The 23,134-nt window shown below is 74.3% G+C and carries 25 protein-coding genes; 16 read left to right on the top strand and 9 right to left on the bottom strand.

Annotated features, from left to right (window positions below):
- Positions 1-69 precede the first annotated feature (69 nt).
- Genes H9623_RS07285 through H9623_RS07295 form a run of 3 tightly spaced genes read left to right on the top strand, consistent with a single transcriptional unit; the run spans position 70 to position 2,579 of the window.
- Positions 70-1,209 carry an ABC transporter permease gene (locus H9623_RS07285; RefSeq protein ID WP_193719401.1) on the top strand — a complete coding sequence of 380 codons (1,140 nt, stop codon included), beginning with the start codon at positions 70-72 and terminating at the stop codon, positions 1,207-1,209.
- Complete coding sequence (locus tag H9623_RS07290; protein WP_193719402.1) at positions 1,206-1,916, top strand: ABC transporter ATP-binding protein; 711 nt, start codon at positions 1,206-1,208, stop codon at positions 1,914-1,916. Before H9623_RS07285 ends, H9623_RS07290 begins: the two co-directional genes overlap by 4 nt.
- A 51-nt stretch (positions 1,917-1,967) precedes the next feature.
- Complete coding sequence (locus tag H9623_RS07295) at positions 1,968-2,579, top strand: TetR/AcrR family transcriptional regulator (RefSeq protein ID WP_193719403.1); 612 nt, start codon at positions 1,968-1,970, stop codon at positions 2,577-2,579.
- Here H9623_RS07295 and H9623_RS07300 read toward each other — a convergent pair.
- Complete coding sequence (locus H9623_RS07300; protein ID WP_193719404.1) at positions 2,564-3,046, bottom strand: Lrp/AsnC family transcriptional regulator; 483 nt, start codon at positions 3,044-3,046, stop codon at positions 2,564-2,566. The two genes, H9623_RS07295 and H9623_RS07300, sit on opposite strands and share 16 nt — an antisense overlap.
- Before the next feature lie 190 nt (positions 3,047-3,236).
- Between H9623_RS07300 and H9623_RS07305 the strand changes: the two genes are divergently transcribed.
- The 4 genes from H9623_RS07305 (at position 3,237) to H9623_RS07320 (ending at position 7,842) form a co-directional block, all read left to right on the top strand.
- Positions 3,237-4,565, top strand: coding sequence for an NAD(P)/FAD-dependent oxidoreductase (locus H9623_RS07305; protein WP_193719405.1), 1,329 nt, complete (start codon positions 3,237-3,239; stop codon positions 4,563-4,565).
- Positions 4,566-4,695: 130 nt separating this feature from the next.
- Positions 4,696-5,859: an RDD family protein gene (locus H9623_RS07310; RefSeq protein ID WP_193719406.1), complete on the top strand. Its 1,164-nt coding sequence runs from the start codon at positions 4,696-4,698 to the stop codon at positions 5,857-5,859.
- 119 nt (positions 5,860-5,978) lie between these two features.
- Positions 5,979-6,950, top strand: a complete 972-nt coding sequence (locus tag H9623_RS07315; protein ID WP_193719407.1) for an FUSC family protein — start codon at positions 5,979-5,981, stop codon at positions 6,948-6,950.
- A gap of 40 nt (positions 6,951-6,990) precedes the next feature.
- Positions 6,991-7,842 (top strand): phosphotransferase, encoded by an 852-nt coding sequence (locus tag H9623_RS07320; RefSeq protein ID WP_193719408.1) that lies wholly within the window; start codon positions 6,991-6,993, stop codon positions 7,840-7,842.
- A 21-nt stretch (positions 7,843-7,863) separates the two neighbouring features.
- Here the strand turns inward: H9623_RS07320 and H9623_RS07325 are convergent, their stop codons facing one another.
- Complete coding sequence (locus H9623_RS07325) at positions 7,864-8,724, bottom strand: UbiA family prenyltransferase (RefSeq protein ID WP_193719409.1); 861 nt, start codon at positions 8,722-8,724, stop codon at positions 7,864-7,866.
- A 75-nt stretch (positions 8,725-8,799) separates the two neighbouring features.
- Here H9623_RS07325 and H9623_RS07330 point away from each other — a divergent pair, with 75 nt between their 5' ends.
- The 4 genes from H9623_RS07330 to H9623_RS19790 all read left to right on the top strand — a co-directional run bounded on the left by H9623_RS07330 (position 8,800) and on the right by H9623_RS19790 (position 12,068).
- Positions 8,800-9,918 (top strand): type III polyketide synthase, encoded by a 1,119-nt coding sequence (locus H9623_RS07330; protein WP_193719410.1) that lies wholly within the window; start codon positions 8,800-8,802, stop codon positions 9,916-9,918.
- Positions 9,918-10,523: an isoprenylcysteine carboxyl methyltransferase family protein gene (locus H9623_RS07335; RefSeq protein WP_193719411.1), complete on the top strand. Its 606-nt coding sequence runs from the start codon at positions 9,918-9,920 to the stop codon at positions 10,521-10,523. The genes H9623_RS07330 and H9623_RS07335 overlap by 1 nt, the downstream gene beginning before the upstream one ends.
- Positions 10,520-11,728, top strand: coding sequence for an FAD-dependent monooxygenase (locus H9623_RS19390; protein WP_321575334.1), 1,209 nt, complete (start codon positions 10,520-10,522; stop codon positions 11,726-11,728). The genes H9623_RS07335 and H9623_RS19390 overlap by 4 nt, the downstream gene beginning before the upstream one ends.
- A 214-nt stretch (positions 11,729-11,942) precedes the next feature.
- Positions 11,943-12,068, top strand: coding sequence for a hypothetical protein (locus H9623_RS19790; protein WP_265332931.1), 126 nt, complete (start codon positions 11,943-11,945; stop codon positions 12,066-12,068).
- Positions 12,069-12,083: 15 nt separating this feature from the next.
- On the opposite strand, the gene H9623_RS07350 is transcribed toward H9623_RS19790, so the two are convergent.
- From H9623_RS07350 to H9623_RS07365, 4 genes are all read right to left on the bottom strand, one after another.
- A complete protein-coding gene (locus tag H9623_RS07350; RefSeq protein WP_193719412.1) occupies positions 12,084-12,452 on the bottom strand; it encodes a cupin domain-containing protein in 369 nt (122 codons plus the stop codon).
- A 95-nt stretch (positions 12,453-12,547) separates the two neighbouring features.
- Complete coding sequence (locus H9623_RS07355; protein WP_193719413.1) at positions 12,548-12,799, bottom strand: response regulator transcription factor; 252 nt, start codon at positions 12,797-12,799, stop codon at positions 12,548-12,550.
- Positions 12,800-12,943: 144 nt separating this feature from the next.
- On the bottom strand, positions 12,944-14,140 hold the full coding sequence (locus tag H9623_RS07360; RefSeq protein WP_193719414.1) for an MFS transporter: 1,197 nt from the start codon (positions 14,138-14,140) through the stop codon (positions 12,944-12,946).
- A 126-nt stretch (positions 14,141-14,266) separates the two neighbouring features.
- Positions 14,267-14,917 (bottom strand): GntR family transcriptional regulator, encoded by a 651-nt coding sequence (locus H9623_RS07365; RefSeq protein ID WP_193719415.1) that lies wholly within the window; start codon positions 14,915-14,917, stop codon positions 14,267-14,269.
- Between the two features lie 143 nt (positions 14,918-15,060).
- On the opposite strand from H9623_RS07365, the gene H9623_RS07370 reads away from it, so the two are divergent.
- Positions 15,061-15,483: a DUF1801 domain-containing protein gene (locus tag H9623_RS07370; RefSeq protein WP_193719416.1), complete on the top strand. Its 423-nt coding sequence runs from the start codon at positions 15,061-15,063 to the stop codon at positions 15,481-15,483.
- Positions 15,484-15,504: 21 nt separating this feature from the next.
- Here H9623_RS07370 and H9623_RS07375 read toward each other — a convergent pair whose 3' ends face one another.
- Positions 15,505-17,343 carry a cation:proton antiporter gene (locus tag H9623_RS07375; RefSeq protein ID WP_193719417.1) on the bottom strand — a complete coding sequence of 613 codons (1,839 nt, stop codon included), beginning with the start codon at positions 17,341-17,343 and terminating at the stop codon, positions 15,505-15,507.
- Between the two features lie 62 nt (positions 17,344-17,405).
- Positions 17,406-18,017 carry a TetR/AcrR family transcriptional regulator gene (locus H9623_RS07380; RefSeq protein WP_193719418.1) on the bottom strand — a complete coding sequence of 204 codons (612 nt, stop codon included), beginning with the start codon at positions 18,015-18,017 and terminating at the stop codon, positions 17,406-17,408.
- Between the two features lie 135 nt (positions 18,018-18,152).
- On the opposite strand from H9623_RS07380, the gene H9623_RS07385 reads away from it, so the two are divergent.
- Both H9623_RS07385 and H9623_RS07390 read left to right on the top strand, forming a co-directional pair.
- Positions 18,153-18,539: a DUF1304 domain-containing protein gene (locus H9623_RS07385; protein WP_193719419.1), complete on the top strand. Its 387-nt coding sequence runs from the start codon at positions 18,153-18,155 to the stop codon at positions 18,537-18,539.
- Between the two features lie 127 nt (positions 18,540-18,666).
- Positions 18,667-19,671, top strand: a complete 1,005-nt coding sequence (locus H9623_RS07390) for an NADP-dependent oxidoreductase (protein ID WP_193719420.1) — start codon at positions 18,667-18,669, stop codon at positions 19,669-19,671.
- A gap of 141 nt (positions 19,672-19,812) precedes the next feature.
- Here H9623_RS07390 and H9623_RS07395 read toward each other — a convergent pair whose 3' ends face one another.
- Entirely contained in the window at positions 19,813-20,736 is a 924-nt protein-coding gene (locus tag H9623_RS07395; protein WP_193719421.1) for a CPBP family intramembrane glutamic endopeptidase, read from the bottom strand.
- A 265-nt stretch (positions 20,737-21,001) separates the two neighbouring features.
- Here H9623_RS07395 and H9623_RS07400 point away from each other — a divergent pair, with 265 nt between their 5' ends.
- Positions 21,002-22,459 (top strand): sensor histidine kinase, encoded by a 1,458-nt coding sequence (locus tag H9623_RS07400; protein ID WP_193719422.1) that lies wholly within the window; start codon positions 21,002-21,004, stop codon positions 22,457-22,459.
- On the top strand, positions 22,456-23,109 hold the full coding sequence (locus H9623_RS07405) for a response regulator transcription factor (protein WP_193719423.1): 654 nt from the start codon (positions 22,456-22,458) through the stop codon (positions 23,107-23,109). The genes H9623_RS07400 and H9623_RS07405 overlap by 4 nt, the downstream gene beginning before the upstream one ends.
- The last annotated feature ends 25 nt before the right edge of the window (positions 23,110-23,134 follow it).

Genomic DNA, 23,134 nt, shown 5'->3' on the forward strand with positions numbered 1-23,134 from the left:
TTGCCGACGCCATGTTGGTATCCTTACCGACAAGGCGTCGGCAACCCGTGCCGGCCCGGAAGGAGCACCATGTTTCTCGCGTGGCGCGAGCTGTCGTTCGCGCGCTCACGATTCGCCCTGATGGGAGGTGTCGTCGCGCTCGTGTCCGTGCTCGTCGTCCTCCTGTCGGGCCTGTCCTCGGGACTCGTCAACGACGGCGTGTCCGGCCTCAAGAAGCTGCCCGTCGCGGCCTTCGCGTTCGGCGCGGACACCTCGGTCGACTCGGCGTTCTCCCGCAGCACGGTCGACCGCGAGCAGGCCGAGCGCTGGGCCGCCCGCGACGACGTCGCCGACGCGGCCCTGTTCGGCAACCAGCTCGTCAACGCCGAGGGCCCCGGCGGCGAGGCCGTCGACCTGGCGCTCTTCGGCGTCGAGCCGGGATCGTTCGTCGCGCCCTCCCCGACCGACCTGGCCGCCGGCGAGATCCTCGGGGACCCGTACGGGATCGTCGTCAGCGAGACGGTGGGCGACCTGGGCCTGGGCATCGGCGACACCGTGACGGTCGAACGGCTGGGCACCGAGCTGACGATCGTCGGCATGCTCGACGGGCAGCACACGTTCGGGCACGTCGACGTCGCCTACGTCCCCCTGACGACCTGGCAGGAGATCCACGCCGGCGCGACCGACGCCGCCGAGGTGCGGCCCGAGGCGTACGACGAGGCGACCGCCGTCGCGCTCGCCCCCGTCGACGGCACCGACCTCGACCTCGCGGCCGGCGACGCCGCCGCGGGCACCACGGCCGTCTCGCTCACCGAGTCCTTCGACGGGTCGCCGGGCTACGCGGCCGAGACGCTCACGCTCAACCTCATCCAGGTCTTCCTCTACGCGATCTCGGCCCTCGTCGTCGGCGCGTTCTTCACGGTCTGGACCATCCAGCGCAAGCACGAGATCGCCGTCGCCCGCGCCATGGGCGCCTCGACGTCCTACCTCGTGCGCGACGCCCTCGGCCAGGCGGCGGTGCTCCTCGTGGTGTCCACCGCGGTCGGCATGGGCGCCGGGATCGGCTTCGGCGCGCTGCTCACCTCGACCCCGATGCCCTTCGCCCTCGAGGCCGGACCCCTCGCGCTCGCCGCAGCGCTGCTCGTCGGGCTCGGCCTCGCGGGCGCCGCCGCCTCGGTCGGGCGCATCGCCCACGTCGACCCCCTCACGGCTCTCGGAGGCCACCGATGACGCACCCCACCCAGCAGCTCCCGGGTACGTCCGCGCCCACCGGCGCCGGACTCGTGCTCGACGACGTGTCCCTCACGCTCGGGGACGGCGACTCGACCGTCACCGCGCTCGACCACGTGCACCTCACGGTCGCCCCGGGAGAGCTGCTCGCCGTCCTGGGCCCGTCGGGGGCGGGCAAGTCGAGCCTCCTCGCGGTCGCCGGGGCGCTGACCCGGCCGAGCGAGGGGACGGTCCGCATCGACGGTGCCGACGTCTCGTCGCTCACCGGGGCACGCCAGGCCGCGCTGCGACGGGAGCGGATCGGTTTCGTGTTCCAGTCCGGCAACCTCCTGCCCGCGCTGACCGCCCTGGACCAGCTCCGGTTCGCGCTCCACGTCGCGGGCGGCGAGGGCCGGGGGCGCGACCCCCTGACCCTGCTCGAGCAGGTGGGCATGGACCACAAGGCCGACCGACGACCGCACGAGCTGTCCGGGGGAGAGCGCCAGCGCGTGGGGATCGCACGCGCCCTGGTCACGGCCCCCGCGCTGCTCCTCGTCGACGAGCCCACGGCGGCTCTCGACCGTGCGCGCAGCCACGAGGTGGTCCGGCTGCTCGCCGCCGAGACCCACGAGCACGGCGTCGCGACCGTCATGGTGACCCACGACCACGACGTGCTCGACCACTGCGACCGCGTCGTCCACATGGAGGATGGGAGACTGAGCGTTTGACCCACGTCTCCCTGCCCCGGGCGGGGCAGGGAGACCGTCCGGAGGAGAGCCGTGCCCCGCATCAGCGCCCCGACCGTCGCCGAGCACCGCGCGGCGCAGATGCGAGTGCTCCTCGACGCCGCACGATCGCTCCTGGCGGAGACGGGCCGACCGCCCACGTTCGCGGCGCTCGCCGAGCGCGCGGGCCTGGCCCGCCCCAGCCTCTACCAGTACTTCCGGTCGGCGGACGACCTGCTGCTCGCCCTGGTCGAGGACGTCTTCCCCCGGTGGTCGGCCACGGTCGCACGGGCCATGGACGCGGCCCCGGACGACCGCGGCCGTGTCGTCGCCTACCTCCGGGCGAACCTCGAGCTCGTCGCCCAGGGTGAGCACGCCCTCGCGACGGCCCTCGCGAACGTCGGTCCGCCGAGCGCCGTGATGGAAGGCTCGCGCGCCATGCACGACGAGCTCGTGCGTCCCCTGGGTGACGCGCTGCAGGCGCTCGGGGCCCGGGACGCCGCCCGCTCGGCGGAGCTCGTCAACGCGGTGGTGAACTCCGCCTCACGCATGATCGAGTCCGGAGCCCCCCTCGACGACGTGTGGAGCAGCGTCGAGGAGCTCGTCGGACCGTTCCTCGACCGGCTGGTCGACGACGACCGCGGGGACGCTCACGGCCGCAGGTAGTCGAAGATGAGCGTCGTGCTCGTGCCCGCGACCTCGGGGCGCACGCTGAGCGTGCTCGCGACCAGGTCACGCAGCGCGGTCGAGTCGCGCACCGCGACGTGCACCATGAAGTCCCGGTCGCCCGTCACGAAGTAGATGCCCTCGACGTTGGGCAGCCCGGCGAGGTAGTCACGGAAGGTCGTGAGACCCGACCGGGCGTGCGAGTGCAGACGGACCGCGATGAGCGCCTGGAGGCTCCGGCCCATGGCCGCCGGGTCGATCTCCGTGCGGAACCCCTGGATGACGCCGCGCTCCTGGAGCGAGCGGACACGTGCGTGGCACGTCGAGGGCGCGATCCCGACGGCCTCCGCGACGGCCTTGTTCGTGGCCCGCGCGTCGGCGTCGAGGACGGCGAGGATGCGGCGGTCGGTCTCGTCGAGCACGGCCGCCTGGACCTGCGTCGACCCGGCCCGAAGATCGTTCGGCATGGTCGCCCGCTCTCGTCGTCCGGAAGAAGATCGTTCGGCAGAACGCCTCTGTCCCGAAGAACCCGTCTGCCTGCTTGAACCCTACCGAAGATCCCTTCACCATGGTGCTGAGGCGCAACCCGTCTCCCACGACCCGGCCTCAGCATCCTCGAGGCCGGGTCGACAACGTCTCAGGGCAAAGGAGCCCCGAATGACCACGTCACGCACCACCCCACGCTCCCCCCGCACGGCGGTCGTCGTCGGCGCCGGCATGGTGGGCCTCGCGACCGCCTGGCACCTGCAGCGCCGCGGCGTCGAGGTCACGGTCCTCGACCGCGAGGGCGTCGCCGCCGGCTCGTCCTGGGGCAACGCCGGCTGGCTCACGCCCGGCATGGCCATGCCCCTCGCGGACCCCACGCTCTGGACCTACGCCCCCAAGGCGCTGCTCGACCCGGCCGCTCCCCTGCACGTCCCGGCGCGGCTCGACCCCCGCCTGTGGTCCTTCCTCGCCCGGTTCGCGACGCACGCGACCCAGCGCGCGTGGGACCGCGCCATGGCAGCGCTCACCCCGATCGACCGGCTCGCGCTCGACGCGTTCGACGAGCTCGCCGCGCACGGCGTCGCCGCCCGCACGACGCCCGGCCCGTTCATGATCGGGTTCGAGCACGAGAAGCAGGCCGCGCCGTTCCTCCACGAGATCGCCCAGGTCGAGGCCGCGGGGCAGGTGGTCCCGCTGCGCCGCATCGACCGGCCCGACGGCGCCGCTCCCCTCCCCGGTCCGACGCACCCGGACGCGGGCCGAGCGCCCGGGGCGAGCGACGCCGTCGGGCGTCCTGCGCAGCTCACCGACCGCGTGCGCGCGGTCTACGCCCTGGAAGGCCAGCGGTTCATCGAGCCCGGGCCGTACGTCGGTGCGCTGGGCGACGCGGTCCGTGCGCGCGGCGGGCGCATCGTGACCGGCGCGACCGTCACCGGGCTGCGCGCCCAGGAAGGGCGCGGCGTCCAGGTCCTCGTGGACGGGCAGGACCCCGTGGTCGCGGACGTCGCGGTCCTCGCGACCGGCGCGTGGCTGCCCGGGCTCGCGGAGCCGCTCGGTGTGCGCACGCTCGTGCAGGCCGGGCGCGGCTACTCGTTCACGGTCAAGACCGACCTGCCCGTCGAGCAACCGATCTACCTGCCGTCGCGTCGCGTCGCGTGCACGCCGTACCAGGGGCGGTTCCGCATCGCGGGGACCATGGAGTTCCGCGGTCCCGACGAGCCGTTCCAGCCGCGGCGCATCGACGCGATCCTCGCCTCCGTGCGCGACCTGTTCCAGGGCGTCGACCTCGACGACCGGCACGACGAGTGGGTGGGGTCCCGGCCCGTGACCCCCGACGGGCTGCCGCTCGTCGGCGCCACGCGTGCACCCGGCGTCTACGTCGCAGGCGGGCACGGCATGTGGGGCATGGTCCTCGGGCCCGCGACGGGCAGGTTGCTCGCCGAGCAGATCGTGACGGGGACGGTGCCGCAGGAGATCAGGGCGTTCGACCCGCTGCGGTGAGCGGCCCGCCGGGCCGGAGCGACGCGCGGACCGGCGGGCGTCGAGCGTGCCGCTCGGGTCGTCACGGGCGGCTGACGACGACCCGCGCCGCACGCTCGACGCATCGGGGCGGATCTGGGACCCTCGTCCCATGGGGGACCCCGCGATGACGCCGACGACGCTGCAGCACGACCTGTCCGACCATCTGCCGGTCCCCCCGGTCGTCCCACCGCTCGGGCCGTACGCGAGCTGGGGGCGCCGGGTCGTGGCCACGTTCCTCGACGGGGCGCTCCTGACCGGGGTCACGTTCCTCGCGGTCGGCCCGATCACGCCACCTGCGGTGCTGCCGTTCTACACCCCGGTCGGGAACATCCCCCTGGCCTCGGCCGACGGGACCACCTGGCAGGACAGCCCCTGGATCGTCGGCACGGTCGTCGCGCTCGTCCTGCTCCAGGCGTACGCCGGCGCCACGCCGGGCAAGCGGGCCGTGGGCATCATCGTGGTCGACCGCAGGACCGGCCGCCCGGTCGGCCTCCTGACCACGGTCCTGCGCTGGCTCGCGCACTTCCTCGACGCGATCCTCTGCATCGGCTACCTCCGCCCGCTCTGGGACAAGGAGCACCGCACGTTCGCCGACGGCCTGCTGTCGACCGTCGTGAGGTCGACCCGTCCACTGCCCAGGTCGCTGCGGACCTCGGCACCGTGGTCACCGGACGGGCGGGAGGCGTCGGAGGCCCGGAGCTCCCGGAAGGTACCGAGCGCCCACGGCACGCCGCCCACGGCCGCCTGGTGGGACCGCTCGCCCGGACGCGCCCGGGCGGTCACCGCGACGGCGACGGTCCTGTGCCTCGGCGGCGTGGCGCTGTCGTTCACGAACTCGTTCCAGATGCTGCCCCTCACGACCTCCTCGACCTGCACCGTCACACGTTCGGCCCCGAGCTCGGAGGGGCTGACCGGGTTCGGCGCCACGTTGAGCGTGTGGGGCCAGGGGCAGGACACCCGCCTGGGCATCACGCGGGCCGCCCCGCCGAACCCGGGATCCTCGTCCATCGAGGTGGACCTGGCAGGGGCCAGCCACGGGTACGTCTCGATCGACGCGAGCGTGCTGCGCGCCGACGGGACGACGGCTTGGTCGGCCACGGAGGCCCTCGGCGCACTGTCCATGGCAGATCCGCTCCCCTCGCAGGCCGCGGTGCTGAGCCTCTCCGACGGAGTCCCTGCCGACCTCGGCCCCGGGTGGACGTGGGAGGTCCGGCTGCTCGTGGACGACGTGATCGTCGAGACGTGCACGGGTGAGGGCCCCGTCCTGGGCTGAACCGGTCCGCCCAGGCCGCCCCGGCCGACGCCCGCCGACGCCGACCCTGCCGTACCGTGCCGTCCCCGCCGTCACGTCTCGCCGGGCCGACCCCGCGGGGCTGACCTACCGTGTGAGGCATGAGCCCCCGGAAGGCAGGGCTGGTCCTGCTGCTCGTCGCGCCCATGGTCGCGCTGATGCTGTCACCGTGGAAGCACGACGGCACGCTCGTCTACCTCGGCATGCTGCCCGCAGGCGTCGGGCTGCTCGTGGGGCGCAACGCTGCGCTCGTCGCGGGGCCGCTCACGGCCCTGTGCATGGCGATCGGCGTCTCGCTGAGCGACTGGCCGCTCGTCGGGGCCGTCTTCATGACGGTGCTGGGCGCGTGCGTGGGCTTCTCCGCGGTCCGGGGCTGGCACGGGATCGGCGGCTTCGTGGGGCCCCAGACGGCGTTCGCGCTCATCGGCGGTCCGCTCGTCGCGCTCCCCTCGGGCACCGTGAGCCCCTCGACGTCGCTGGGTGCCCTCGCGGCGATGGCCGGCTGGGTCGCGTTCGGCGGCCTGTGGACGGCCATGGTCGGTGGGGCCCTGACGAGCGGTATGCGCCTGCCGGGTCCCCGTCCCGTTCCCGAGCGGGCCGCGACCTACTTCGGGCTCGCGCTCGCGACCCTGGCGGGCGTCGCGACCTATGTCGCGATGGGATGGGTCGGCTCGCCCAACGCGTGGTGGCTGCTGCTCACGCTGTTCGTGGTCGTCCAGCCGTACTTCGCGGCGACGCTCTCGCGGACCGTTGCCCGGGTCGGCGGCACGCTCGCGGGCGCGGTGCTCGCGGGCCTGGTGGCCCATCTGCTCAGCGGCTCCCCGGGCGTCCTGTCGGTCGTGGCGCTCGTCCTGACGGGGGCCGCTGCGTGGGCGTACCTCAAGCAGCCGTACTGGGTCTTCACGCTCTTCCTCACCCCCGCGGTGATCCTGCAGACGTCGGGGGGTGAGGACGTCGTGCTCGCCGCCGACCTCGAGCGTGCCCTGTTCACGGTGGCCGCCGCGCTCGTCGCGGTCGCGGTCCTCGCGGTCGGGCACCGTGTCCTCGTGTCCCGCGACCGCGCCGTTCCCTGAGCCCCGGCGCCGGGAGGCAGCGCGTGCCACGATGTCCGTCATGACTCCTGCGCCCCGGTACGTCGACGTGGTCGACGAGGCCGAGTTCCCGCTGCTGGGCGGCGACGTCTCGGACGGCCTGGTCCGCCGGGGCAGCACGGTGCGCCGCCCGCGCGGCGCGCACAGTCCTGCGGTCGAGGCCTACCTCCTGCACCTCGAACGGGTCGGCTTCCCCCGAGCGCCGCGCTTCCTCGGGGTCGACGGCGCGGGGCGGGAGGTCGTGTCGTTCGTCGAGGGCGAGTGGGGCGGTCGGCCGCCGTCGCCCTGGGCGCTCGGCGAGGACGTGCTCGTCCAGCTGGGCGAGTGGCAGCGCGCGCTGCACGACGCGTCGGCGACCGTCGCCCTGCCCGACGGCGTCGCGTGGCCCGAGCGCGTCCAGTTCCCGGGGGTGCGCGACGTGTTCGAGGAGCCCGACGTCGTCGGGCACAACGACGTGACCGTCGAGAACTCGGTCTTCTCCCGGGCCGCGGACGGGCGGCGGGAGCTCGCCGCGGTCATCGACTTCGACCTGGCGGGACCCACGACCCGGCTGCTCGACGTCGCGACGACCGCGCTCCACTGGGCCCCGATCGGCCCGCCGGGCACCCGGGACGCGGGCATGTCGTCGCTCGGTGCGCCGCGTCGCACGCGCGTCCTCACCGAGGCCTACGGGTTCGACCAGGCCGAGCGGCTCGCGCTGCTCGACACCCTCACCGCCCGGTTCGCCCGGAGCTGGCACGCGATGCGGCACAACGCCGCCACGCGTGGCGGCGGGTGGCAGCGCATGTGGGACGGCGGCGTGGGCGACCGGATCCGGGCGAACGAGGCGTGGTTCGCGGCGGAGCGGGGAGCGTTCGCCCGCGAGCTGGGCTGAGCCCGGGCCCGACGCCGCCGCTCACCCCGGCAGCGCGACGTCCGGTCCGGCCAGCACCAGGAGGGCCGCGCACACCGCCGCGACGGCCATGCTGAGCGCGAAGGGCGCCCGGCTCGTGGTCCGTCGCACCGCGACGACGCCTGCGGAGACCGCGAGCGCCACCGCGACCGCCCCACCGACCCAGCCCGCGACGGTCGGCGGACCGGGCGGCCCGAGCACCACGACGCCGACCGCCGCGACGAGCACGGTCGGTGCGAGCACGCTCGCACGCGTCCGGCCCAGGCGGTGCGGCAGCCCCCGGACCCCGGTGGCGCGGTCGTCCTCGAGGTCGGGCAGGGTGTTCGCGACGTGCGCCCCGACGCCCAGCAGCGCGGTCGCGGCCATGGCCCAGGGTGCGGCGACGCGGTCGCCGGGAGCGGCGAGCACCACGAACAGCGGCAGGAGCCCGAACGACACCGCGTACGGCGCCCAGGACCACGCGGTCGACTTGAGCCACGCGTTGTAGGTCCACGCGCTCGCGACGGCCGCGAGGTGCACCAGCCCGGCCACGAGCCCGGTCGCGAGCGACAGCACCACGCACACCGCGGCGGCGACGAGCGCGGCGGCGTGCACCTGACGGGTCGAGACGAGGCCCGCGACGACGGGCTTGTCCGCGCGCTGCACCGCGACGTCGCGTCGGGCGTCGAGCCAGTCGTTGGACCACCCGACCGAGAGCTGCCCGGACAAGACCGCGGCGGTGACGAGCGCCGTCGGGCCGGGGCCCGAGCCCACGCCCGCCGCGAAGAAGCCCGCGAGGACCGTGACCACGACCGTGGGGCCCGCGTGGCTCGCGAGCGCGAGCCCGCGCAGCGTCGTCGCCGCCGCCGTCGCTCGCGGCGTCACCTCGTCATCCCCGGGCCTCCACCCGTCCGACGCTAGCAACGCGCGGGCCGCGCGTCCCCGTGGCACGATGCCAGAATGTCGCGGCTGCTCGCGGTCGGACCGGCACTGCCGGGCCTCGCGCACCCCCAGAGCGAGATCACGGAGACGATCGGGCCCCTGCTGACCCGGGCGCCCGGCACCCGCGCTGTCCTGCGCAGGCTGCACGGGGCGAGCGGCGTCCGGACCCGGCACACCGCCCTGGACCTCGACGAGTACGCGGGGCTCACGTCGTTCGGCGTCGCGAACGACCACTTCATCCGCGTCGGCACGGACCTCGCGGAGGAGGCGTGCCGGACCGCGCTCGACGCCGCAGGGGTGGCCCCGGGCGAGGTCGACTTCCTGCTCTTCACGTCCGTGACCGGGATCGCGGCCCCCTCGATCGACGCGCAGCTGGTGACGCGGCTCGGGCTGCGGACGGACGTCAAGCGGCTGCCGTCGTTCGGGCTGGGCTGCGTCGCGGGCGCCGCGGGGATCGCGCGCGTGCACGACTACCTGGCGGGGCACCCGCAGGACGTCGCCCTGCTGGTGTCGGTCGAGCTGTGCTCCCTCACCCTGCAGCAGGGCGACGACTCCGTGGCGAACCTCGTCGCGACCGGGTTGTTCGGGGACGGCGCGGCGGCCGTGGTCATGGTCGGGGACACGCACCCGGCGGGTCCTGCGCACGGCGCCGCGACCCGCGGGGTCGAGGTGCTCGACACGCGCAGCCGTCTCTACCCCGAGACGGCCGAGCACCTGGGCTGGTCGATCCGCGACAGCGGGTTCGGGATCGTGCTGTCCGCGGGGCTGCCGGAGGTCATCGCGGCGCACCTCGCGGGCGACGTGAAGTCGCTGCTCGCCGAGCACGACCTGGCGGCCGAGGACGTCGGGACGTGGGTCGTGCACGCGGGCGGCCCGCGCATCCTCGACGTGGTGCGCGACTCGCTGGGCCTCGACGAGGCCGAGCTGAGGTTCAGCCGGGAGTCGCTCGCCGCCGTCGGGAACCTGTCGTCGTCCTCGGTGCTCCACGTGCTCGCCGCGACGCTCGCAGCCCGGGAGGCGGCCGGAAGCCCTCCCCCCGGTCACGCTCGGCCGCGGCACGGCGTCCTCATGGCGTTCGGGCCGGGCGTGAGCGCCGAGCTTGTCCTGCTGCGCCTCCCCGGTCCCCAGGAGGGCTGATGCTCGTCTTCTTCTACGTCGTGGTCGGGGCGACCGCGCTCGAACGGCTCGCGGAGCTCGTGGTCTCGGCCCGCAACGCGAGGTGGTCGTTCGCACGCGGCGGCATCGAGACGGGGCGCGGCCACTTCCCCGCGATGGTCGCGCTGCACACGGGCCTGCTGGTCGCGTGCGTGGTCGAGGTCAACGTCGCCGACCGGCCGTTCGTCCCCTGGGTCGGGTGGCCCGCGTTCGTGCTCGTGGTCGCGAGCCAGGCTCTGCGCTGGTGGTGCATCGCGTCGCTCGGGCCACGGTGGAACACGCGCGTGATCGTGGTCCCCGGGCTGCCGTGGGTGGACCGCGGCCCGTACCGCTGGATCGCGCGGCACCCGGGGCAGCGCTGGTTCCGCCACCCCAACTACGTGGCCGTGGTCGTCGAGGGCTTCGCGCTGCCCCTCGTCCACTCGTGCTGGACCACGGCACTCGTGTTCACGGTGCTCAACGCGGTGCTGCTGCTGAGGTTCCGGCTCCCGGCCGAGGAGCGCGCGCTCGACGCTCTCCCCCGCGTGCGGGCCGGTGTCGGCGCGACGGGTCGGGCAGGCGCTCCCCCGGCGGGCACCCAGCCGTGACGGACACCGACGTCCTGGTCGCGGGGGGCGGGCCGGTCGGGCTCGCCGTGGCGATCGAGGCGCGGCTCGCGGGCCTCGACGTCGTCGTGGTCGAACCGCGCACAGGCCCTGTGGACAAGGCGTGCGGCGAGGGCCTCATGCCCGGCGCGCTGCGGGCGCTGCACGCGCTCGACGTCGACCCCGCGGGCCACGTCCTGCGCGGCATCAGCTACCGGGACCCGCACCGCCACGCCGACCACCTCTTCGCGACCGGGCCGGGCCGGGGCGTCCGGCGGACCACGCTGCACGCCGCGCTCGCCGAGCGTGCCGCCGCGCTGGGCGCCGTGACGGTGCAGGGCCGGGTCGAGCACGTCGAGCAGACGGCGGACTCCGTGACGGCCGCCGGGATCAGCGCGCGCTGGCTCCTGGGCTGCGACGGCCTGCACTCGACCGTGCGCCGCCTCGCCGGGCTGGAGGTCGGGGCCGACGCGCTCGCGCACGAGTCGCTCCTCGCGCGCAGCGGCCACGACGTGCTCGGAGGAGGGCCCCGGGCCCCCGGGACCGGGCCGGGCGACGACCACGCCGAGACGGCGGGGAGCGCGGACGGGGCCGCACCGCGGGCCGCACGCATCCCCACCGAGCTCGGCGGCACGGCCCCTCCCCTGCGCACGACGCCCGACCCGCGCCGCCGCTTCGGCCTCCGCCGCCACTTCCGCGTCCCCGCCTGGACCGACCTGGTCGAGGTCCACTGGGGAGAGCACGTCGAGGCGTACGTGACGCCCGTGGCGCCCGACGTCGTCGGGATCGCGATGCTCGGCCCCACCGGGACGCACTTCGACGAGGCCCTCGACGGGTTCCCCGCGCTGGTCTCCCGGCTGGGGGACGCCGAGCCGCTGGGCCCGGTCCGTGGAGCGGGCCCCCTCCGGCAACGCTCCCGACGGCGCAGCACCGGGCGGGTGCGCCTCGTCGGGGACGCGTCGGGGTACGTGGACGCCCTCACGGGCGAAGGGCTGCGCGTGGGGCTCGCGCAGGCGAGCGCCGCCGTCGGGCACCTGGACGACGCCGAGGCCTACGAGCGCGCCTGGCGCCACGCGACCCGCGACTACCGCGTCCTGACCACGGGGCTCGTCGCCTGGGCGACGTCGCCCGCACGACGGGCGATCGTGCCGCTCGCGGCACACGCCCCCGTGCTCTACGGCGCCGTCGTGGAGCGGCTCGCACGCTGACCCGGGCGCGAAACCGGGGGTGCACGAAACGTATCCTTGGAAGGTCACCAGGGGCTACGATCAGCCCGGCGGCGCGAGCCCCTGCCTGCGCCGCCACCTCAGCGAGACGACGCCCCTGCCCGGCCCCCCGGTCGGCAGGGGCGTTTGCGACGTCAGTGCTCTACCTGTGAAAGCGAGGACCGCGATGCCGCACCGCCGATGGAAGGAACAGCGCTTGTGCCCCCAGTGCCAGGACGTGGTCCTGGTCGAGATGCGATTCGTCGCGCTCCCCTCGGCCCCGGGTGAGGACGCGGCCATGGAAGCCGTCGGCGTCGACGACGCCGGGCACGAGTTCCACTGACCCGACGTCGGCCCGTCAGGCGCGCGGGCGGGCCGACCCCGCCGACGCGGCGTCGCCCGACGGACCGCCCGGGACGCGCGGCTCCTTGAGCTCGACGAAGATCGCGTGGGTGGCCGTCGACCCCGTGTTCTCCCCGACGTGCACCTGGTCGGGCAGCCAGCGGGTCTCTCCCGGCTCCAGGGCCACCTCCATGACGCGGTCGCCCGACGAGATGCGCCGCTCGAAACCGCTCAGCGTGTACATGACGCTGTCCGGGTGGTGGTGCGGATGCGTCCGCGTCCCCGGCACGTCCCGGTACTCCAGCACCCGGACCCTGTCGTTCTCGAAGATCACGCCGTAGTGGTCGGGATCGGTGACCGTCGGGTCGTCCTCTGCCTGTCCCATGCTCGCCTCGGAACGTCGGGGCCCGGCGTCGACGACGGGCACGTCCCTCGAGCATCCCACCGTGGCCCCGGCACGCACCTCGGGGCGGGGCCGGCCTACGAGATCCCGCGGTCCCGGGCCCAGCGCAGGATGTCGTCGCGGGTCGAGACCCCGACCTTGCGATAGATGCTGCGCAGCTGGGACTTGACCGTGTTCCGGGAGACGAACAGGATCGCGGCGAGCTGCTCCAGCGTCATGTCCTCAGTGAGGTGCGAGAGCACCACGAGCTCGCGGCGGGAGAGCACGACCTCCTGCGTCGCGTCGCCGGTCGTCGAGGGCTGCGCGGACGTTCGCTGGGTGATGGACATCGTTCCTCCGTCCGTGGTCGCCGCACGTCGCCCACGTTTGTGATCCGTCTTCTGGTTCCTACAAGAAGAGACCGCGTGGGAACGGATCCATGACGCGAGTTCGGCGCACAGGCTGTGACGAGCACCACAGGGACGGGAGGCGGGTCACCCCGTGACGCGCAACCCCCGCACGACCGCGACCAGGCTCCCCGCGCAGAGCACCCCGACCACGGCGAGCAGGAGCGTGTACCCGGCGAGCGCCGTGGCCCCGGCCAGGACGACGGGCAGCAGGAAGCCCACGTACGACAGGCTGTAGTAGACGCCCGTGAGCCCCGCGAGGTCGGTGGGGGTCGCGATGGCCTGCACCTCGATCAGCCCCGCGACCACGCAGATCCCGTACGCGGCGCCGAGCGTCACCGCGGCGACGCCGCCCAGGACCGGCGACAGGACCGTCGCGTTGGTCGCGCCCAGCACCACCCCGAGCAGCATCAGCGTCATCCCCACCACGAGCGCGCGCCCGCGCGTGACCTGGTCGATCCGCGCGACGAACGGCTGCACCGCCGCCCCCGTGCCCAGCGTGAGGACCGTGAGCAGGGTCGCGTAGGCCAGCGACAGGTCGCCGGTCCGCTCCGTGACGAGCTGGGGCATGACCGCGTAGGCGATGCCGGCCGCCCCGAAGACCCACGGCGCCGCGGGCACCACGACGCGCACGAACCGGCGGTGGTGCGCGACCGGGACCCGCAGGTCCGCGAGCAGCGAGGTCGTCGAGCGGTGGCCCCCGATGGTCTCGGTCGAGGTCGCGAGCAGGACGAGCGCGAGCAGGCTCAGCACGACGTGCACCACGTAGGGCGTGACCGTGGGCCACGGCCCCCACTGCGCGAGCACGCCCGAGACCCCCGCACCGATCCCGAAGCCCAGCGTCAGCGAGAGGGACGGACGCCGCGCCCCGGCCGCGGGGTCGGCGGTCAGGTCGAACGGCGCGCTCGAGAGCTCCTTGACCCAGCTCGTGCCGACCGACATCGCGACCCCCACGCTCAGCCCCGCGAGCAGGCGCCCCAGGCAGATGACGACCTCGCTGCCGAAGCCCAGCGCCAGCAGCACGCTGGCCCCGACCCCGCCCAGGACGCCGACGACCGCGAGGGGCTTGCGGCCGTACCTGTCGGACAGCGGGCCCGCCACGAGGAGCCCGGGCACGAGCCCCAGGACGTACATGCCGAGGAAGAGGTCGACCATGACGACGGAGTAGCTGCCGAGGTCCTGGTACATGTGCAGGAGCGGCGTGAAGTGGTTTCCACCCCAGGCCATGACGACGAGCGCCGGGGCGACTCGCAGCCAGCCGGGGACGAGGCGGTGGCGGTTCATGATCTTTCTCGAAGGACGACAGCGGTGGGAAGGTACCCGTCGACGGGCGCGGCACGGCCACGACCGGAGCGGGTGCGGCAGGGTCCGAGCAGGACGACGGGCGGACAGGAGCCGGGCCGAGGCCCGTCAGCCGTAGTTGCCGCGCTGGACGTGCGCGCGCAGCGCCGCCTCGTAGGCCTGGGCGTCGCCCGCGCGGGCGAGCGTGGCGAGCACGCGGTGGTCCGCCAGGAGACGTGTGGGCGACGTCGCGTCGCGGCGCACGGCCCGGTGCGTGAGGAGCTCGAGGCGTGGGCCGAGCTGCGCGAAGAGGTCCTCGATCACGTCGTTGTCCCCGGCCCGGATGATGCGGGAGTGGAACGCGAAGTCGGCCCGCGAGAAGGCGAGCAGGTCGCCGTCCTGCTCGGCGACCACCTGCCGGGCGACGAGCTCGTCGAGGTCGCGCGCGACGCCGTCGGGCAGGGCGTGCCCGTCCAGGGCGCGGATCGCGGACGACTCGAGCATGATCCTGACGGCCAGGAGGTCGGCGACCTCCTTGTCCGTGACCGAGGCGACGATCGCTCCCCGCTTGGGGAACAGCGTGAGCAGGCGGCACGTCTGGAGCTGGAGGAAGGCCTCGCGGACGGGGGTCCGGCTGATGCCGAGCTCGTCGGCGACCTCGCCCTCCGTCAGGAGGGCGCCGGGGGCCGTCTCTCCCGTGATGATCGAGGCGGACACCGCGGCGAAGGCTCGCTCGACCGCGCTGGGGGCCGGGTCGTCGGGCTTCTTGCGGGGGGACACCTTGCGACCATAGCACCTTAGATGCAAGGGGGCGTCCGGTGCGCCGGGCAACGGTAAGGTCACGACCCGCGCGCCAGGTCGCCGGTCCCCGACACCCCGCATAGCCTCGTTCGACCAGCCGCCCCGACCGGATGGAGCATTCCGTGCAGAAGACCGGGACCGACCCCGACGCGTACCTCACGACCCTCCCCGAACGGTTCCGCGACGACGCGGTCCGCCTCGACGGCGCGATCTCGGAGGTGATGGCCGGCCGGTCCCGCGTCCTGTGGGAAGGCGTCTCCTGGGGCGGTACCGACCAGCGGATCATCGGGTACGGCGACCTGCTCCAGGCCCGCCCCCGCGGCGGGAGCGTCGAGTGGTTCGCGGTCGGGCTCGCCGTCCAGCAGAACTACCTGAGCGTGTACGTCAACGCCGTCGAGGACGACCAGCCGGTCGCCCAGAAGTACGCGCACACGCTCGGTCGCGCCAAGATCGGCAGCTCGAGCGTGGGCTTCAAGGCCCTCGCCGACATCGACCTGGACGCGCTGCTGCACCTCGTGCGGATCGCACGGGACCAGACGGCGTAGCCCTCCCCCGGCGCGGGCCGTCTACCGCTCGGCGTGCATCTCGACGCTGATCTGGCTCGCGTCGAGCACCTTGAGCGTCTGGTCCATGGCCCCCGAGCTGAACGTGCCGTGGTCCCGCACGTGGAGCAGCTCCTCACGCTGCGCCGCGAGCACCGCGAGCCGCAGCTCGCGGTACTGCCGGTGCCGGTCGTCCCCCTCGGTCGCCTCGCGGTCCACGAGGTCGTCGTGCGCGATCTCCTGGCGCACGCGCTCGATCGTCTCGGGCGCGTAGGGCGTCCCGTCGGGGCGCGCGAGCCCCGGCGCGTCGATCATCTCGGTGGCCACGCGCGACAGCTCGCCGAGGAGCGCGAGCCGCTCGTCGTTCTCCGTCGACGGGTCGACCGCGAGACCGAGCCTCCGCACGACCCACGGCAGCGTGCCGCCCTGCACCAGGAGCGTCCCGGCCGCGACGAAGAACGCGATGAGGACCAGCAGAGCGCGGTGCGGGGTGTCGGCCGGCAGGGACTGGGCCGCCGCGAGCGTCACGACGCCGCGCATGCCCGCCCACACGAGCAGCACGCCCTCACGGCGGCCGAGAGGCTCGGCCGCGAGGTAGTCGATGTCCGCGATGCGGCGCGTGAGGAACGACTGGATGCGCGCCGTCCGCGACCGCACGCGCGGGTCGTCGACCGCGAGCGGTGCGACCTCCCCGCGCGGTCCGCGCCCGGGACCGCCGCACGCCCCCGCGAGGCCGCCCAGGCCGGGAGCGGCGACCCCGCCGGGGCCCCCGCTCCTCCTGCCCCGCCCACGGTCCTCGAGCGTCGGCAGCTCGCCGCGGTCGAGCCTGTCGGTGGCGGCGGACAGCTTCTCGCGGACCTCGGGGTTGCGGCGGTTCGAGCGCTGCATGAGCCACAGGAGCGCGGCGACGAACACCGACCGCAGCGCGATGACCACGACCGCCGCCAGGAGCGCGAGCCCCGCGGCGGTCCACAGGCTGCCGTGGTCCTCGCGCACCTCCTCGACGAGGCCGAACACCTCGAGCCCCATGAGCAGGAAGACGCCGCTCTCCAGGAGGAGCTCGACCGTCCGCCAGTTCGCCTTCTCGGCGATCCGGTCCTGCGGGCTCAGGTGCTTGGGGGCGCCGAGCCCCGTGACGATGCCGGCCGTCACGACCGCGACGAGCCCCGAGGCGCCCAGGTGCTCCGAGGGCAGGAACGCGATGAAGGGCACGACGAACGAGATCGCGGTGTTGGACGTGGCCTCGTGCACGCGCGAGCGCACCCACAGGCTGGCCTTGCCGACGAGGAAGCCGATCACGACGGCGACGGCCACCGCGTACACGAAGTCGCCCGCGACCTGGCCCACGGAGACGGTCGCGGCCGTCGCCGCGATGGCCGAGCGCAGCAGGACCAGGGCCGAGGCGTCGTTGAGCAGGCTCTCGCCCTCGAGCACGGTCACGATGCGCGGGGAGACACCGGCCTTCTTGACGATCGAGGTCGCGACCGCGTCGGTGGGGCTGATGATCGCGCCGAGCGCGATGCCCGTCGCGAGCCCGATCCCGGGGATCAGGAGGTGGAAGAGGACGCCGAGCACCACGGCGCTGATCACCACGAGGACCACGGAGAGCCCGCTGATCGCCTTGAGGTCTCGACGGAAGTCCATCGCGGGCATGCTGACCGACGCCGAGTACAGGAGCGGGGGCAGGACGCCCGCGAGGATCCACTCCGGGTCGACCTCGACGGCGGAGACCGCGGGCAGGAACGACACCGCGACGCCCAGCAGCACGAGGATCAGCGGGGCGGCGACCCCCAGACGGGGCGCGAGCGCGGTCACACCGACCACCGCCAGGACGCCGGCGATCAGGTAGGGGGCGAACTCCATGGGCTTCTCGTCTCGCTCGGGGAATTACTTCCTATCAGACGAAGCATCTGCGCCCCGCACCGCTACGCGTCGCGCGAAACCCACTCTGCCGCCTGGTCGCGTGCCGCGCGCAGCATCGCGACCGACTCGCCCTGGTTGACGCGGGCGAGCGCGAGCGCGCTGAGCTGCAGCGAGAGCAGCAGGCGCGCGCGCTGCTCGACGACCCCGTCCGCGAGCGCCGGGTCCGCGGCGCGCAGGGCGCCGACGAGCGCGTCGGTGAGCTCGGCCCGGTAGGCGTCGACCGCGGCACGCAGCGCGTCGTCGTGCCCGGCGGGGCCGGTCGCGCACCCCATGAGGAGGCAGCCGCGCCGCGGGGAGTCGGCGGGCACCTGCCCGACGGCGGAGGCCAGCTGCTCGAAGTACGCCACCACGGCCCGCGCGGCCTCGGGCGGGGTGCGACGAGCGGCCTCGACGAGGGGGCGCAGCCGGGGCCGGATCACGGTGCCGAGATAGTCCTCGACCGCGGCGTCGAACAGCCCGCGCTTGGAGCCGAACGCGTGGTAGAGGCTCGACCGGTTCAGCCCGGTGGCGCGCTCGAGGTCGGGGAGCGACGCGCCGTCGAGCCCCTGGTCCCAGAACACGTCGCGCGCGGCCTGGACGACCGTGGTGGAGTCGTACGACGGGGCCCTGCCCATGTGGACCGCCTCACCTTCCGCTTCTCGTATTGCACTGACCGGTACACAACTGTACCGTCGTAGTGGACCGAACGATACACAATGCGTCCCGGGACCCGGCGCGCACCACGACCGCCCGACCACGAAGGACACCCCATGACCACCACAGCACTGGCCCTCGCCGGCCTCGCCGCGCTGATCCACGTCTACATCTTCGTGCTCGAGTCCGTGTCCTGGACCTCCCCCCGGACCCGTGCGACGTTCGGCACCACCGAGCAGGAGGCCCTCGCCACCAAGGAGCTCGCGTTCAACCAGGGCTTCTACAACCTGTTCCTCGCGATCATCACCGCGATCGGGATCGTGCTGTCCGCGAGCGGCCAGACCGGGGTCGGCGCCGCGCTCGTCCTGAGCGCGACCGGATCCATGGTGCTCGCAGGCCTCGTCCTGATCGTCTCGTCGCCCGCCAAGGCCCGCGCCGCGCTCGTCCAGGCCGTCCCGCCCGCACTCTCGATCGTGCTCCTGGTCATCGGGCTCACGGCCTGACACCTGCCGGCCCGCACCCACCGACCACCCCACCCGACCGACCCAGCGCCCCGCCGCACCCGCCCCCCGCCGGCGGCTGCGCCGTCGGGCACGCCCCACCCGAACCACCGACCGAAGGACCCTACGCATGACCACCTCCACCCAGATCCAGCTCGTCGCCCGCCCCACCGGCTGGCCCACGCACGACGACTTCCGCACCGTCCAGGTCGACCTCCCCGACCTCGCGCCCGGCCAGGTGCGCGTCCGGAACGAGTTCGTGTCCGTCGACCCGTACATGCGCGGACGCATGAACGACGTGAAGTCCTACACCCCGCCCTACGTCCTGGGCGAGACCATGACGGGCGGCGCCGTCGGACGCGTCGAGGCCTCGACCGCCGAGGGCTTCGCGGTCGGCGACGTCGTGCTCCACCAGCTCGGGTGGCGCGACGTGACCCAGGACGACGCCGCCGCGTTCCGCGTCGTCCCCGAGATCCCGGGCGTCCCGCTGTCCGCCTACCTGGGCGTCCTGGGCATGACCGGGCTCACCGCGTACGTCGGGCTGCTCGAGATCGCCGGCCTGCGCGAGGGCGACACCGTGTTCGTCTCCGGCGCGGCCGGCGCCGTGGGCACCGCCGTCGGCCAGATCGCGCGCCTCAAGGGCGCCGGACGCGTCGTCGGGTCCGCAGGCACCCCCGAGAAGGTCGCGCTCCTGACCGAGCGCTACGGCTACGACGCCGCGTTCAGCTACAAGGACGGGCCCGTCGCCGACCAGCTCGCCGTCGCCGCCCCCGACGGGATCGACGTCTACTTCGACAACGTCGGCGGCGAGCACCTCGAGGCCGCGCTCGGCGCGTTCAACGACTTCGGGCGTGCGGCCCTGTGCGGCGCGATCTCGCAGTACAACGAGACCGAGCCCGCGGTGGGTCCGCGGAACATGGGCAACATCGTCACCCGCAGCCTCATGCTCCAGGGCTTCACGATCGGCAACCACCTCGAGCACTTCCCCGCGTTCTCGCGCGACATGGGCGCCTGGCTCCAGGCGGGCGAGGTCGTGTTCGACGAGACCGTGGTCGACGGGATCGAGAGCTCGGTCGACGCGTTCCTCGACCTCATGCGCGGCGCGAACACCGGCAAGATGGTCGTGCGCGTCTGAGGTCTCCGACCGGCCGCGCCGGTCAGGCCCGGGCCGCGCCGAGAACGCCACCGAGTGCGGCCTGGGCGCGGCCTCGTGGTACTCCTGCACGAGGTCGGCAACCTCCTCGTGGCCGGACCGCAGGCCGCGAGGAGGGGCCGGTCAAGCAGATCGCGGAACCTCTCGCGGGCTGGGACGGGGTGTGCGCTCGCCCAGGAACGCGAGAGCCACGATCGCGACCCCCACGTAGAGCGGGACGAGCAGCAGGACGTCAGGGCTCGCCAGATCGACCTCGACCCCCGTACCGCCTGCCGACAGCACGACCCGGTTGACCGTGAGGAAGGCCAGGTGCGCGCCGACGCACGTCCACACGCTCCCGGTCCGGCTCGCCTCGCGCGCGTAGGCGAGCATGAGACCGAACACCACGAGCAGCATGGCGTACGAGACCGGGTCCTCCCCCGGCGGGACGACACCCCACGGGAACGGCTCGACGCCCAGCAGGCGCGTGAGCCCGGCGCCGACGACGACCGACGCCGAGGCCGCCGCCACGAACAGGGCCGTCGTGGCCAGGATGGCGACCCACCGCGCATACCGGGACCGGAGCGTCGTGAGCACGTAACCGCGGAGCGAGATCTCCTCCGGCACGGCCTCGTAGAGCAGCGCGATCAGCGCGTTGGTCCCGAGGAAGAGCAGCAGGTCTCCGGCCTCGACCGCACGCCAGGTCACCCAGCCCGCTGCGGTCGCTCCGCCCAGGACGACCAGGGCCGCAGCCAGGACGACGCCGCACCCCAGCACCGCCGTCCGGACCGCGGCGAGCGGGCCGACCAACCCGATGCCGCGCAGCGGTCGGCCGTCGACCCGGCGGCGGAGGAACAGGATCGTCGGGACGACCAGCGCCGTCACGAGCAGCGCGGGGACGAGGCGGGCGAGGAACCCGTCGAGTCCCCAGAGCTCCGCCGCCGCGATGCCGACCGCGACCGAGGCACCGAGCCCGACCCCCATGACAGCGGCGCCGAGCGCCGCGCGGGCGAGCGCGTACGGGAGCGGCGGCTCGGTGGAGACGGGCGAGGCCCGACGCGCGGGCATGGGTGGTTCTCGTCGACCCGGCGCACGCGGCGTGGGACGTGCGGCCACCGGCGCCGCGGCATCGGTCGGTCGAGGGGTCCTCGCGCTGGGCGTGGTGGGATCCGCGTCGTCGGGGAGCATCGGCCCATCCTGCCGTCGGGCCGGTGCGCCGCGCCAGGGCCCGCCGCCTCAGGTGCGTCGCGTGCTCTCCTCCCCCGCAAGGAGGAGTGGCGGTCCGTCGCGCGCCGGTGCCGCTCCGGACGTCGGAGCCGCAAGAATCGTCGGCATGGTCACCGCCGCCCGGGCCCCCGGGTCCACCACCCCGCCGCCACCCTCCGCCACCGACGGCGAGCCCGGACGCTCACGGGAGACCGGAGCCAGTCCCGGGAGCGAGCGTGCGGACTGGCGGCCCTGGGTCTTCCCCGGCGTGCTCGCGCTGCTCGTGGGGCTGTTCATGCTCGTGACCCCGATCCAGCTCCCCTCCGACGTCGGTCTCTGGACCAACATGATCGCCGACCCGAGCCTCGTGCTGCCCGTCATCACGCTCGGCAACGTCAGCGCCGTCGCAGGGGTCCTCGTCGCGCGCCGGTCCGTCCGGCTGGCCTGCGTCCTCGCCGCCTGGCCGTTCCTCCTCCTCCCGCTGATCGGGACGTTCGTCTGGGCCTGGTGGCTCGCGCTCCTGGCCGTCGCCGTCGTCGCGGCGCACGACCGGTGGTACCGCACCCTGCTTCCGCTCGCCCTGAGCACCGGCGTCATCGCGATCTACTGCACCTCCGAGATCCCCGCCCTGCTGCCGATCGGCCCGGTGACGTCCGGCCGGGAGAGCGCCGTCTCGTTCGTGATCTACGCCGTCATGTCGCTCGCGGCGGTGTCGATCAGTGCTGCGATCGGGGCGGGAGCCCGCGCGCGGGTCCGCGCCGCCGCCGCCGACCGCGCCTCCGAGCACGCCCTCGGCGTCGAGACCGTCGCGGTCGAGCGGGCCAGGATCGCGCACGACCTGCACGACGTCGTCGCGCACCACATCTCCCTCGTCGCGGTCCGCGCGGAGTCGGCGCCGTACGTGCACCCGTCGATGGACGACGACTCCAGGGTCGTGCTCGCGGAGATCGCCGACGACGCCCGGCACGCGCTGGGCGAGCTGCGCCAGGTGCTCGCGGTGCTGCAACGCACCGAGGGCGCCGACCGGGCCCCGCAACCTGGGTCCGGCGACATCGGGGCGCTCGTGGACGCGGCCCGCTCGGCCGGGCAGTCCGTGACGGTCGTCGGGGAGCTGCCGGTGCTACCGGCAGCCCAGGGGCTCGTGCTCTACCGCGCGGTCCAGGAGTCGCTGACCAACGCGCGTCGCCACGCCCCCGGGCAGCCGGTGACGCTGACGCTCGGGACGGGCGCGGCGCCGTCGGGCACGGGCGAGCCGTCCGACCCGGACGGGCCCGACGGGGGCGCTGCGGACGTCCGGGGACCGGTCGTCACCGCGCGCCTGTCCAACCCCCTGGTCCCCCGCACCTCGCCCGGGGCTCCCGGCCGCGGGCTGCTCGGGATGCGCGAGCGCGTCGAGTCGATCGGCGGCTCCCTCACGGCGGGCGAGGAGGACGGGTCGTTCGTCGTCGAGCTGACGCTCCCCGTCGGCGAGCCCGAGCCGGTACCTTCACCAGCACCCGAGCGCGCGGGGACCCACCTGCACTACTCCGCGGGCGACCCCCTGGACGTCCACCTCCTCGACGTCCCGGACGGGACCGACGCATGACCCGCGTCGTGGTCGCCGACGACCAGCCCGTGGTGCGCTACGGCTTCGCCGCGATCCTCGACGCGGCCGAGGACATCGAGGTCGTCGGCTCGGCGGGGAACGGGGCCGAGCTGCTCGACGTCGTCGCGGCCCACCGGCCCGACGTCGCCGTGGTCGACGTCCGCATGCCCGTCATGGACGGGATCGCCGCGACCGCCGAGATCAGCGCACGCCACCCCGGCACGAACGTCCTCATCCTCACGACGTTCGACCTCGACGAGTACGTGTTCGACGCCCTCCAGGCCGGGGCCTCGGGCTTCCTCCTCAAGGACACCCCGGCACCACGCCTGGTCGAGGGCGTGCGGCTCGTGGCGGAGGGCTCGATGCTCCTGGGGCCCACCGTGACCCGCCGACTCGTGGGCGACTTCGCGCGCCGCAGCCCCCAGGTCGCACCAGGGGTCGAGAACCTCACGGTCCGCGAGCGCGAGGTGCTGCTCACCGTCGCCCGAGGGTTGTCGAACGCCGAGATCGGGGCCGAGCTGTTCATCACCGAGCAGACCGTGAAGTCGCACGTGTCCGAGGTGCTGCGCAAGCTCGCGTGCCGGGACCGGGTGCAGCTCGTGATCGCGGCGTACGAGTCGGGCCTGGTCGGCCTGTCGGAACGGGCGTGACCCCGAGGGCCCGAGGCCGGGTGTG

Source organism: Oerskovia douganii (assembly GCF_015142735.1).
GTDB classification, from domain to species: Bacteria; Actinomycetota; Actinomycetes; order Actinomycetales; family Cellulomonadaceae; genus Oerskovia; species Oerskovia douganii.